The organism is Sphingomonas faeni (assembly GCF_040407505.1).
Taxonomy (GTDB): domain Bacteria; phylum Pseudomonadota; class Alphaproteobacteria; order Sphingomonadales; family Sphingomonadaceae; genus Sphingomonas; species Sphingomonas faeni_E.
Genome location: NZ_JAPZPQ010000004.1, coordinates 316,507 through 328,700, shown reverse-complemented (window position 1 = coordinate 328,700; position 12,194 = coordinate 316,507). Strand labels below are relative to the sequence as shown.

Below are 12,194 nucleotides of genomic sequence, written 5' to 3'. Positions count from 1 at the left end.
GTGCCTTGTTCGCGGCCGCGCTATGGCTCGGGGCGCCAGCCTCGGCCGAGCCGGTCGCACGTCTCGTGTCGTTCGCGCCCGGGGCGGGTCTCGCACTGGCGGACGCGCAAGGCATGGCGCGCCTAGTGACGGCGCCGGGTGACCACGAGGTCGTCCGGATCGCCGCCGCCGACCTGACGAGCGACATCCGGCGCGTGACCGGTGCCACGACCGCCAACGGCACGCAGATCTGGCTCGGCACGCTCGGTCGCAACCCCGCGATCGACCGGCTGGTCCGGCGTGGCATACTCGACGTCTCGAAACTGCGCGGCGCGTGGGAGAGCTTCGTGATCGCCACCGTCGCCAACCCCGCACCCGGTATCCCCGCAGCGCTGGTGATCGTCGGCAGCGATCGTCGCGGAACGGCGTTCGGCGCGTACGAGCTGTCGCGCGCGATCGGCGTGTCGCCGTGGCATTGGTGGGCCGACGTCACGCCCGAGCATCACGCCGCGATTTATGCGGCGACCGGTCTCCACTGCTACGGGCCGCCGTCGGTCCAGTATCGAGGGATATTCCTCAACGACGAGGATTGGGGGCTGCAACCTTGGGCCTCAGGCACTTTCGAGCCCGAGGCCGGGACGATCGGGCCGAAGACCTACGCGAAACTGTTCGAGCTCATGCTGCGGCTGAAGGCGAACATGGTTTGGCCGGCGATGCACAAGGTCACCGCGCCGTTCAACGCGAACCCCGAGAATGCGCGCCTTGCCGACCGCTATGCGATCGTCATGGGATCGAGCCATGCCGAACCGATGCTGCGCAACAATGTCGGCGAATGGACGGCACCGGCGGCCGAGTTCAACTATGTGACCAACCCCGCCCGCGTCGCGGACTATTGGCGCACGCGCGTCAGGGCGAACGGCCAGTACGAGAGCGTCTGGACGCTCGGGATGCGCGGCATTCACGACAGCGGGATCGTCGGCCCGACCACCGACGATGCGCGCCGATCGTTGCTCGAACACATATTCACCGATCAGCGCGCGATGCTGGCGCGCGGCGTGAACGGGGATCTGGCGCGCGTTCCTCAGGTCTTCACGCCGTACAAGGAAGTGCTCGATGTATATCGCAGCGGGCTGAAGGTACCCGACGACGTCACGCTGATGTGGCCCGATGATAATTTCGGCTATATCCGTCACGTCCCCGATGCCGCCGAGCGCGCGCGGTCGGGCGGGTCGGGCATCTATTATCACTTGTCCTATCTTGGCGCGCCGCTGTCGTATCTCTGGCTGTCGACCACCCCGCCCGCGCTGATCCGCGAGGAACTGGGACGTGCCTGGGATGCGGGTGCACGGCGGATGTGGGTCGCCAATGTCGGCGACCTCAAGCCCGCGGAACTCGCGACCGATTATTTCCTGCAGCTTGCGTGGGACGTACCGGGCACGCGCGGCAAACCGATCGATACCGTCGTCACGGACTGGGCGGCGGGCACGGTCGGCACCGATGTCGCGTCGGAGATCGCCGCGATCATGGCCGAGCATCACCGGCTAAATTTCCAGCGCCGGCCCGAGCATCTGCAATGGTGGCTGCCCGGCGAACTCTCGAAGCCGAGCCCGCTTGCCCCTGCCGACATCGCAACCCGCCTCGCCGCCTTCGATACGTTGCGCGCGCGCGTCCGCTCGATCGCGCCGCGCGTTGCGCCCAACCGACGCGACGCGTTCTTCGAACTGGTCGACTATCCGGTGACCGCGGCCGCGCTCGCCAACACGCGCGTGTTCGATGCCGAGGCGCATGACCGCCTGCGCGACACCGATCCGGTTGGTGCGGCAGTCGCTGGCGAGCGTTCGCGCGCAGCGGATGCGGAAATCACCGTTCTGACGCGCCGCTACAATAATGAGATCGCGGGCGGGAAGTGGTGGGGGATGATGGCGGTCGAACCCGCCGACGGGCAATGGCGCCGTTACCGCTTGTCGGTTCCAATCCTGCCCGCCCCAACTGCACCTCCCCGGCGGAGGCCGGGGCCCAGTTGGAAGGTCCCTGGTGAGATCGCGCCGCCCTCCATTACCTCAGTCGTTCCAACTGGACCCCGGCCTTCGCCGGGGAACCGGGAGGTTTTGCCAACGGCAACGATCGTGATCGAGGCGGAAGAGGCAGAAGGTCCACGCAATGGCTGGCGCGTGGTCGACGGCCTCGGCCGCAACGGTGCGGCGGTAGCCGCGGCGGCGCCGGCAACGCTGTCGTATAGTGTCACGCTCCCGCCTGGTCGCTGGCAGCTCGCAGCGGAAATCTTGCCGACCTATCCTACGACCGAAGGCGCCGACCTCGCGGTATCGGTCGCGATCGACGGCGGGACGCCCGTGCGCGTCGGTGTTCCGCGCAAGACCGGTGATCGGGCATGGGCGCTCGCGGTGCTCGACAACCGTCTCGATCTTGCGCTGCCGACACCGCTCGCGGCCGGACGTCACAGTGTGACGATCGGGATCGACGACCCGGCGATCGTGTTCGACGCGCTGCGCTTCGATCCGCTTCCTGCCTCATCTCCAGCCAACGCCGGTACCCAAGGACTTTCGCATGGCCACTGATCCGATCGCCGCCCGTCCGGCAATGCCGCTCGCGCCCGCCCGTCCGGTACGCTGGTATAATCTGCTCGCCTACGGATCGAACGACGTGCTCGGCGCGGGGTCGATGGCGGTCATCAGCACGTGGATTCTGATCTTCTATACCAGCTTCTGCGGCCTGTCCGCGGCGCAGGCGACGATCATCTTCGGCGTCGCGCGCGTGCTCGATGCGTTCACCAGCCCGACGATCGGCCACCTGTCGGACAATCTCGGGCGAAGCTGGCTGGGGCGCAAGTTCGGACGGCGGCGGTTCTTCATTCTCGCCGCGATCCCGCTGCTGCCGTCGTTCGCGATCATGTGGGTCGCAGGGCAAGGCTTCTGGTATTACCTCGTGACGTACGTGCTGTTCGAGATGGTCTACGCGATGGAGATCATCCCGTACGAGACGTTCGCGTCCGAGATGGCGACCGATTACCGCACCAAGGCGAAATTCGCCGGCGTGCGTATCCTGTGTGGCCAGTGCTCGGCGATCGCGGCGGCGTTCCTGCCAGGCTGGCTGATCGCGTATCTGGGGCCGGACTCGCCCGACACGTATCTGTATATGGGCATGATCTTCTCAGGTCTGTTCATGGGTGCCGCGGGTCTGCTGTACGCGTTCAGCTGGGAGCGGCAGCGGCCCGAGGGACTCGACGAGGTCCAGGGCGTCGAGAAGGCGTCGCTCGGCGCGGCGTTCAAGGCACTGTACCGCAACCTGTTCTCGACGTTGCGGATCCGCGCGTTCCGCCTCCATCTCGGCATGTATCTGGGCGGCTATATCAGCCAGGACATCTATAACGCGGCGTTCACCTATTTCGTGATCTTCGCGCTCGCCGGATCGACCGCGATCGTCGCGAACCTGGTCGGCGTTACGTATATCGTCCAACTCGTCGCGGTCGTGCTCGCGATCAACTTCGCGCTGCGGCTGTCGCCGGCGGCCGCCTACCGGTTCGCGGCGCTGAGTTTCGCGATTGGGGTGGTGACCTTTCTCGCGATGTACGCGGCGGGCTATACCGCGACGTCGGCGCTGTTCTGGCTGCCGGTGGTGTTCGCCGGGTTGGGGCGCGGCGCGCTGAACTACATCCCGTGGGCGACGTACAACTACATGGCCGACGTCGACGAGATCGTCACCGGGCGCCGTCGCGAGGGCGCGTTCGCGGGCGTGATGACGTTCGTGCGCAAGATGAGCCAGGCGCTGGCGGTGATCCTCGTCGGGCAGGTGATGCAGGCGTCGGGCTTCGTGTCGAAGGCGACCGCGCAGAGCCCGCAGGCGATCTACGCGATCGTCGCGGTGCTAGGCGCGGGGACGATCGCGATGCTGGTGTTCGGCGTGCTGGTGTCGACCCGGTTCCGCCTGACGCCCGCCACGCATGCGATCCTGCTGGAGGAGATCGAGCATCTGCGGCGTGGCGAGCGGACGCCGTCGACGCCGGACAACGCGCGCGTGGTCGAGGATCTGTCGGGCTGGTCCTATGACAAGCTGTGGGGCAACAACCCCGTCGCGGCGGCGGGCACACGGTGATCCTGCTTGCTGCTGCGTTGCTCGCCGGGGCGGCCTCGCCGGTTGCGCCGAAGCCGCTGTTTCGTGATCCGGTGCACGACGGCGCCGCCGATCCCTCGACTGTCTACGACCCCGCCCGCCGCGAATGGGTGATGTTCTACACCAACCGCCGTGCCGACCTGCCGATGGCCGACGCGAAGGACGTGCGCTGGGTGCACGGTACCGCGATCGGCACCGCGCGCTCGCGTGACGGCGTGCGCTGGCGTTACGGCGACACCGCGGCGATCCCCGCGTCCTGCACCGGCGCGACGCTGTGGGCGCCCGAAGTCCAGTATCTCGCGGGCCGGTGGCATATGTGGCTGACCGTCGTGCCCGGCATCTTCCGCGACTGGAACGCGCCGCGGTTCATCGTCCACCTGACCTCCCGCGACCTGAAGCGCTGGACCTGCGGCGAGCGGCTGTCGCTTGGCTCCGACCGGGTGATCGATGCGAGCGTCGCGGCACTACCCGGTGGCGGCTATCGACTCTGGTACAATGACGAGCGGCTGAACAAGGCTATCCGCTACGCCGACAGCGACGATCTGGTGCACTGGCGCGTGAAGGCCACGATCGTCGATACGCCCGGCGAGGGACCGAAGGCGTTCCGCTGGAAGGGCCGCTGGTGGCTGATCTCCGACGCGTGGAAGGGATTGCTGGCGATGCGCTCGACGGATGGCGAGCACTGGACGCGACAACCGGACTATCTGCTCGCGACGCCCGGCCGCGACGAAACCGATCGCGCCAAGGGGCAGCATCCCGACGTGATCGTCGCGGGTGATCATGCGTACATCGTCTATTTCGTCCAGCAGTCCGGCGAACCGCAGTCCGCGCGCGATCCCGAATGGCGCCGCCGCAGCGTGCTGCAGATCGCCGAACTGAAGGAGGAAGGCGGTATCCTCACCGTGGACCGCGACGCGACGACCGTGATCCGGCTCGCACGCCGCTAATCGAGAAAACCGACCTGCCGCAGCCACGCTTCGCACAGCGTCGGCCAGATCGAGACGGGCAACCCCTGCGTATCGAGCGCGAACCCATGCGGCGCGTCGGCGAAGACGTGGAGTTCGGCCGCACCGCCTAAGTCCTGCCACGCCGTGTAAAGCCGGCGGGCGTTCTCGACCGGGACGACGGGATCGTTGCCGGCATAGACGATGAACGCAGGCGGCGGCGACGGCAGAAGTTGCGCATCGGGTTGCAGCCGATCGTACATCGCCTGCTTCTCGACCGGCGGCAGAGGCGGCTTGTCGACGATGATCGTCCGTCCCGCCGCGTTGGTGGAGATCGGGGCATAGCCAATAACCATCACGTCGGGCCGCGTCGGCTCGTCGGGATGACGCGATACCGGCGCCGTCCATTTGTCCGGATACGCCGCGGCGAGGCATGCAGCCAGATGACCGCCCGACGATAGTCCGACCACGCCGAGCCCCGCCGGCGCGAGACCGCTTCCACGGATCAACCGCATAGCCTCGCGCGCGTCGTCGAGCGGTGCGGCGATACCGTGGGCAGCGTTGGGGAAGCGGTGGAGCAGGACGAACGCGTGATAGCCGAGCCCCGTCAGCCAGGCGGCGACCTGAACCCCTTCCCTGCCCGCCATCAACTGCGTGTAGCCACCGCCGCCAAGCACGAGCATCGCCCGGCCATTGGGCTTGGCGGCACGGAACCCGAGCAGCACCGGCTGGTCCACCGCCGTGACGACGGCGACCTCGGCCGCAACCGAAGGATCCTCGAACGTCACCGCGGGCTCGTCCGCCCACAGTGGCCACACATCATCTGCACCCAGCATCACGAACACCCCGGTTTAGCGTTGTCGAACGACGAGTGGCCCGGCGTGCAGGGATGCGTCGGATACGCCTCGCCGTCGAGTTCGGTCGCCTCGCGTACTACCGCCAGCCGATCGCCCTCGTCGCGCATCTCGTAGAGCTTGCCGAGTGCGAAGTTGAACGGCCGGTGGAGGATCATCATCAGTCGCCCGTCGAACGCGCGGAACAGCATGCCGTGGCCGCTGTCGCGCTCGACGAGCGGACCGAGTTGCTCCCACGGACCTTCGATGCCGCCCGATCGCGAGCGCGCCTGCCCCTCGACATAGCCCTTCTTGCCATAGCTCGACCACAGCATCAGTAGGGCACCGGTCTTGGTGCGGTACAGTTCCGGGCCGTCGGTGACATAGACCGTGTCGCCATCGGGCTGCTTCTGGCCGACCACCCACGTAGCGTCATTCGCACCGAACAGCCGCTTCGCCGAGCCCGCCGCGGACAGGTCGTCGTTCAGCGGCACCGCTTCCATCGTGCCGATCGTCGTCTGCCACCATTCATGCGCGTAGACGAGCCACGGCTTGCCCTTCGGGTCGACGTACAGCGTGCCGTCGAGCGACATCTGGTCCTTCGACACGATCGGCTCGCCGCCCCGGACCAATGCATAGGGCCCGTCGATCTTGTCCGCGACCGCGAGGACGGTGCCGCGACGATAGGTCGCGCGCTTGCCGTTGGGCGTCAGCGGCGACGCGGGATCATGGAACGTCGCGAAGAGATACCAGCGGTTCTTCCAGCGGTGTACTTCCGGCGCCCAGCTTCCCGCCTTCGCCCAGACGTCGCCGGGCAACACGAACACCAGCTTGGGCTTGGTCCAGTGCTTCAGGTCACGGCTCGCATACATCATCGTGCCCAGCCGCGAGTCGCCGGTCATCGCGACCTCGTTGCGGGTAAAGAGGTAATAGGTGCGGCTGGCCTTGTCGGCGACGATCCACGGATCGTGGAGGTGCATCGCGGTCATCACCAGCGGTGCGTCGGGCTCGCGTGGCGGGGTTGCGGGTGCGGCCCCCGCGAGTGCCAGCAGGCTGGCGGCGATCAGGTGCGCGATCCGGGTCATGCGACGGTCTCCACCGCGATGCTGTTGCCATAGCCGATCACCACGGTCGCGATCAGGAGCAGCGCGACGCCCGCCCAGACCACCGCCTTGATCCGCGCGCCGGCGTCCTTCCACTCGCGGAACGCAAAGCCCCACAGCGTGCCGAAAATGATGATGCTCGCCATGTGCAGCGTCCAGCTTGAGAAGCCGAGGCGTCCCATCTGGCTCTCCCCCATCGTGTAGAAGAAGAACTGGAAATACCAGGTGACGCCCGCGAGTGCGCTGAGCGCATAGTTGCGCACAAGCGGCGGACGGGCGCCGTCGGCCGTGCGGCCGAGCCATTGCGGTGCGCTGCGGTTCTTCGCGATCAGCCACGCGCACCAGGCGCCGTTGGTGACGAGCCCGCCGGCCATGATCAGGCACAGTACGGGAAGTCCGGTCCAGAGCGGCCCGGTGCCCGCGGTCGCCGACAGCGCCTTGATCGGTTCGCCCGCGGCCAGCCCGAACGCGAAGCACGCGGACATGATTCCGGCGCCGATCGCGACGACGATGCCCTTGCGGAAATCGAACTCGGCGACGACCGCCAGCTTTTGCTCCGGCGTCAGCCGCGCATCCTTCATCGCGCCCGCGATCGCGACGACGACGATGCCGGCGAGCGTCAGGCCGATGCCGGCGAGGACGATATTGCCGGAGGTGGTCGCGATCAGCTTTTCGTGGAACTCGCCCGTGAACGCCGGCGGGATCAGCGTGCCGAACACGGTACAAAGGCCAAGCACCACCGCCATGCCGAGCGACAGCCCGAGATACCGCATGACGAGCCCGTAGCCGAGCCCGCCAAACCCCCAGAGCACGCCGAACAGCATCGGCCACCAGAACGCAGTCGATGGTGCACGACCGAGCACACCGAGCAGGTCCTGCGTCTGGAGGCTGGCGAAGAACCACGGCGCGACCAGCCACGACACGATACCGCCGGTTAGCCAGTAGATCTCCCACGACCAGCGCTTCACCCCGCGATAGGGGACGTAGAAGCTGGCCGACGCGAGCCCGCCGAGCCAGTGATACAGGACCCCGAGCAGCGGGTTCACAGGTCGAGACCCAGCCGGTAGATCCGGTTCGCGTTGCCGCCGAACAGCGCGCGGCGTTCGTCTTCGGCGAAGTCCGCGACCAGCGCGTGATAGGTTTCGAGGTAGCGATCGATCGGCGCGAACAGCGTGTCGGTCGGCGCGTCGCTGGCGAACAGGCAGCGTTCGGTGCCGAACAGGTCGATCGCTTCGAGCAGGAAGGGCCGCACGCTCTCCGGCGTCCAGTCGCGCGCGATGAAGCCGAGGCCCGACAGCTTGATCGCGACATGCGGCAGCGCCGCGAGCGCGCGCAGGCCGTCGCGCCATTCCGTTATGCCATCGGGATCGGTGAGCACTGGCATGCCGAGGTGGTTGATGATGACCGGAACGTCGGGATGACGCGCGATCAGCGGCGCAAGGCCGGGCATCTGCGCGGGATAGCATTGCAGGTCGAACGAGAGCGCGTGCGTACGCAGCAGCGCGTAGCCAGCCTGCCACTGGGCATCCTGCGTGAGGTCGCGCGCCGTGTAGCTGCGAGATGAATCGGCGTGCCAGTTTACGATCTGGCGAATACCCCGAACATGGGGGAACGCAGCCTGCGCAGCGAGGTGCGTCTCGACGTCGGGATCGTCCAGCGGTGCGAAGGCGACGATCGCGTTGGGCAAGCCGTGCTCGGCGGCGATCCCCTCGAGCCAGCGCGTCTCGTCGAGCGCCTGCACCGGGTCCGCACCCGCGTCGACATGCACCGCACCGACGACATTCCAGCGGGCGAGCGCCGCGCGGTAGTCGGCGATGCCGAAGTCGCGCGCGATCGGCTCGACGCTGCCATTGGGGCCATCATCGGCGAACGGCGGCGACAGCCACGGATAGCGGATGTGGCTCAGGTCCCACAGGTGGATATGCGCGTCGACGAACGGGATCATCGCCTTCTCTCCTGGGTTTGTTGAACCGTACCGCCTCGTGCCGGGCAGCGTTGGCTGAGCGATTTGGGATGACAGTCGGAACGATCCTCCCCCGCCAGGGGGAGGTGGCGCCAAAGGCGATGGAGGGGGAGGATACGGAACAGAGGTTACCCTTACCTCCCCCTCCGTCTGGCAAGTACCAGCCACCTCCCCCTGGCGGGGGAGGATACAGAACTCACTCTCTAGAACGTCGTCCGTCCCCCCGACGTGTCGAAGGTCGACGCCGTCGTGAAGCTGCACTCCTCCGACGCCATGAAGCACACCATAGCGGTCGATTCCGGGATCTCGCCGAGCCGCCCCATCGGGATCTTCGAGCGCATATACTCGACCTGGCTCGCCGGAAGCTGCTCGAGGATCGGGCTCTCGAACGTCGCCGGGGTCAGCGCGTTGGCGATGATGCCCTTGCCCGCGAGTTCCTTGCCGAGCGACTTGGTCAGGCCGATCACCGCGGCCTTGGTCGCCGAATAGGCGGACGCGTTGGGATTGCCCTCCTTGCCCGCCACCGACGACACGTTGACGATGCGGCCATAGCCGTTCGCGAGCATCAACGGCACGACCGTCCGGCAGCAATAGAACAGCCCGTTCAAATTGATGTCGACGACACGTTTCCAGCTGTCGAGCGGGTATTCGTGGACCGGTGCGGTCGCCCCCGTGATTCCGGCCGAACAGATCAGGATGTCGACCTTGCCGAGCACGGCCGCGCTCTCGTCCGCCGCCGCGACGACCGCGTCGACGTCGGACACGTCGAGCGCGACGACGTGCGCTGCGCCGACCTCGTCCTTCGCGACCGCGAGCTTGGCGGCATCGAGATCCCACAGCACGACGCTGCCGCCCTCCGCGACGATCCGCTTGGCGACATCCTTGCCGAGCCCCGACGCGCCGCCGGTGACGATCGCGCAGCGACCGGTAAACCGCCCCCCATAGATCGTCATGCGATCGAACCTTCACCCAGATGGCGCCATTCGACGACCGACTGGCGCTGCGTGCCGAGCCCGCCAATGCCGAGTTCCATCACGTCGCCCGCCTTCAGGAAGATCGACTCGGGCTTCTTGCCCTCGCCGACGCCCGGCGGCGTGCCGGTGATCAGCAGGTCGCCAGGGTACAGCGTGATGTATTCGCTGACGTAGGAAATGAGCTGCTTCAGGTCGAAGATCATCGTCTTCGTGTTGCCGGTCTGCATCCGCGCGCCGTTGACGTCGAGATGCATGTCGAGGTCCTGCGCGTTGCCGATCTCGTCGGGCGTCACCAGCCACGGGCCGACCGGACAGAAGGTGTCGTGGCCCTTGCCCTTGCTCCACTGCGACCCGCGCTGCTTCTGGTTGAAGCGCTCCGACACGTCGTTGGCGAGGACATAGCCCGCGACCTTGTCGAGCGCCTCGTCCTCCAAGACGTAACGGCAGGTCTTGCCGATGATCACGCCGAGCTCGACCTCCCAGTCGCCATGCATCGAACCGCGCGGCAGGACGACGTCGTCGTTCGGGCCGCTGAGGCTGGACAGCGGCTTCATGAACATCATCGGTTCGGTCGGGATCGGCAGGCCGGATTCTATCGCGTGATCGCGGTAGTTGAGGCCGATCGCGACGATCTTGCCGATGCCCTTTATCGGCACGCCGTAGCGCGGCGTACCCTCGACGACCGGCAGCGACGCGGGATCGGCCGCGAGCGCCCGCGCCAGCGTTATGATGCTGAGATCGTCGACCACGCCCGACAGGTCGCGGATCGCACCATCGGCATCGACGATGCCTGGCTTTTCCTGGCCGGGTTGGCCGTAGCGGCAGAGTTTCATGAAGGGACTTTCGGAAAAGAGAATGGCGAAAAGAGAGACTGGATCAATGCGTGTAGGGGCGGTGCATCGCGATCTCAGGGTTGAGCGTGACGCCGAACCCCGGCGCATCGAGCGCGCTCGCCTTCATCCGGCCGTTCTGCGGCACGGGCTCGCCGAGCAGCTGCGGATGGAACATCGGCACCACCTCGGTCGGTCCCGGATGCATCATCAGGAATTCGGCGAACGGCGAATTGTGGCGCGTAATGACGAAGTGGTAGCTGTAGACCGACGACCCGTGCGGCACGACCATCTTGCCATGCGCATCGGCCAGCGCGCTGATCTTGAGCAGTTCGGTGACGCCACCGCACCAGCCGACATCGGGCTGGATGATGTCGCAACAGTCCATCTCGAGCAGCATGCGGAAGCCCCAGCGCGTCGCCTCGTGCTCGCCGGTGGTGACCAGCATGCCCTTGGGCACGTTGCGCTTCAGTTCGGCATAGCCCCAGTAATCGTCGGGGCTGATCGCCTCCTCGATCCACTTCAGGCCATGCTCGTGCGCGGCGATCGCGAGCCGCGTGGCATAGTCGACGTCGAGCGCCATCCAGCAATCGAGCATCAGCCAGAAATCGGGACCGCATTTCTCGCGCATGTCGGCGATCATGGCGATGTTCTTCTTCATCCCCTCGGCGCCCTCCGCGGGGCCGTGGTGGAGCGGCATCTTGCCACCGATGAAGCCGAGCTCCTTGGCGACGTCGGGCCGTGCGCCGGTCGCGTAGAATTGCAGTTCGTCGCGCACCGCACCGCCGAGCAGGTGATAGACCGGCTCCTGGCGCAGCTTGCCGAGCAGATCCCACAGCGCGAGATCGACGCCGGAGATCGCGTTCACGACCAGCCCCTTGCGGCCGTAATATTGCGTCGAGAAGTACATCTGGTCCCAGATCTTCTCGTACTCGGTCGGCGATCGCCCTTCGAGGAAGCGGGCGAGATGCTTCTCGACGATGAACGCCGCGGGTTCGCCCCCGGTGGTGACCGCGAAGCCGACCGTGCCATCCTCCGCCTCGATCTCGACGACCAGCGTGCCGAGCACGTTGATCCCGAAGCTCTGTCGCGACTGGCGGTACTCGGGATAGCGGCTCATCGGCGTCGCGATGTGATCGTCGATCCAGTGCCCCGCGCCCTGGTCGTGATAATCGGCACCACCACCACGGACGACGAACGCCCGGACGTGCTTGATCTTCGGCAAAGTCACAATCGCCACGCTCAACGCTCCTCATCCCCCGCGCCCCACCGGAGGCGCGTCGCACACACCATCGAACGATGTCCGCGTCCCGCCCGCCCGGTCTGTTTCGACCCGGCAACGCAGCATATCCACGTCTCACCCGATGATTTGCATCATCTCATTTTGTGAGACGAATGATTACTTGATGAGAATGTCTGCGTCAAACGCAGACTTGTTCC

At 66.6% G+C, this 12,194-nt stretch carries 10 protein-coding genes; 3 read left to right on the top strand and 7 right to left on the bottom strand.

Annotation, left to right across the window (positions count from 1 at the left end):
* The first annotated feature begins 5 nt into the window (after positions 1-5).
* From O6X71_RS14725 to O6X71_RS14715, 3 genes are read left to right on the top strand one after another with little or no spacing between them, the layout of a single operon-like run.
* A complete protein-coding gene (locus O6X71_RS14725) occupies positions 6-2,555 on the top strand; it encodes a glycosyl hydrolase 115 family protein (protein WP_353466488.1) in 2,550 nt (849 codons plus the stop codon).
* Positions 2,545-4,089: an MFS transporter gene (locus O6X71_RS14720; protein ID WP_353466487.1), complete on the top strand. Its 1,545-nt coding sequence runs from the start codon at positions 2,545-2,547 to the stop codon at positions 4,087-4,089. Before O6X71_RS14725 ends, O6X71_RS14720 begins: the two co-directional genes overlap by 11 nt.
* The gene (locus O6X71_RS14715; RefSeq protein ID WP_353466486.1) at positions 4,050-5,054 is read left to right on the top strand and encodes a glycoside hydrolase family 43; all 1,005 of its coding nucleotides are present in this window, start codon (positions 4,050-4,052) and stop codon (positions 5,052-5,054) included. Before O6X71_RS14720 ends, O6X71_RS14715 begins: the two co-directional genes overlap by 40 nt.
* On the opposite strand, the gene O6X71_RS14710 is transcribed toward O6X71_RS14715, so the two are convergent.
* The 7 genes from O6X71_RS14710 to rhmD form a co-directional block, all read right to left on the bottom strand.
* On the bottom strand, positions 5,051-5,887 hold the full coding sequence (locus O6X71_RS14710; RefSeq protein WP_353466485.1) for an alpha/beta hydrolase: 837 nt from the start codon (positions 5,885-5,887) through the stop codon (positions 5,051-5,053). The two genes, O6X71_RS14715 and O6X71_RS14710, sit on opposite strands and share 4 nt — an antisense overlap.
* Entirely contained in the window at positions 5,887-6,969 is a 1,083-nt protein-coding gene (locus O6X71_RS14705) for a glycoside hydrolase family 43 protein (protein WP_353466484.1), read from the bottom strand. Before O6X71_RS14705 ends, O6X71_RS14710 begins: the two co-directional genes overlap by 1 nt.
* A complete protein-coding gene (gene rhaT / locus O6X71_RS14700) occupies positions 6,966-8,033 on the bottom strand; it encodes an L-rhamnose/proton symporter RhaT (RefSeq protein WP_353466483.1) in 1,068 nt (355 codons plus the stop codon). The genes O6X71_RS14705 and rhaT overlap by 4 nt, the downstream gene beginning before the upstream one ends.
* On the bottom strand, positions 8,030-8,932 hold the full coding sequence (locus O6X71_RS14695) for an amidohydrolase family protein (RefSeq protein ID WP_353466482.1): 903 nt from the start codon (positions 8,930-8,932) through the stop codon (positions 8,030-8,032). The genes rhaT and O6X71_RS14695 overlap by 4 nt, the downstream gene beginning before the upstream one ends.
* A gap of 221 nt (positions 8,933-9,153) precedes the next feature.
* Positions 9,154-9,903 (bottom strand): SDR family NAD(P)-dependent oxidoreductase, encoded by a 750-nt coding sequence (locus O6X71_RS14690; protein ID WP_353466481.1) that lies wholly within the window; start codon positions 9,901-9,903, stop codon positions 9,154-9,156.
* Positions 9,900-10,757, bottom strand: a complete 858-nt coding sequence (locus O6X71_RS14685) for a fumarylacetoacetate hydrolase family protein (RefSeq protein WP_353466480.1) — start codon at positions 10,755-10,757, stop codon at positions 9,900-9,902. Before O6X71_RS14685 ends, O6X71_RS14690 begins: the two co-directional genes overlap by 4 nt.
* Before the next feature lie 43 nt (positions 10,758-10,800).
* A complete protein-coding gene (gene rhmD / locus O6X71_RS14680; RefSeq protein WP_056065412.1) occupies positions 10,801-11,985 on the bottom strand; it encodes an L-rhamnonate dehydratase in 1,185 nt (394 codons plus the stop codon).
* Between the last annotated feature and the right edge of the window lie 209 nt (positions 11,986-12,194).

Bases quoted from the DNA above. Each gene is read 5' to 3' on its own strand.
- O6X71_RS14720 (WP_353466487.1), top strand. From the start codon at position 2,545: ATGGCCACTGATCCGATCGCCGCCCGTCCGGCAATGCCGCTCGCGCCC.
- O6X71_RS14710 (WP_353466485.1), bottom strand. From the start codon at position 5,887: ATGCTGGGTGCAGATGATGTGTGGCCACTGTGGGCGGACGAGCCCGCG.
- O6X71_RS14705 (WP_353466484.1), bottom strand. From the start codon at position 6,969: ATGACCCGGATCGCGCACCTGATCGCCGCCAGCCTGCTGGCACTCGCG.
- O6X71_RS14695 (WP_353466482.1), bottom strand. From the start codon at position 8,932: ATGATCCCGTTCGTCGACGCGCATATCCACCTGTGGGACCTGAGCCAC.
- O6X71_RS14690 (WP_353466481.1), bottom strand. From the start codon at position 9,903: ATGACGATCTATGGGGGGCGGTTTACCGGTCGCTGCGCGATCGTCACC.
- O6X71_RS14685 (WP_353466480.1), bottom strand. From the start codon at position 10,757: ATGAAACTCTGCCGCTACGGCCAACCCGGCCAGGAAAAGCCAGGCATC.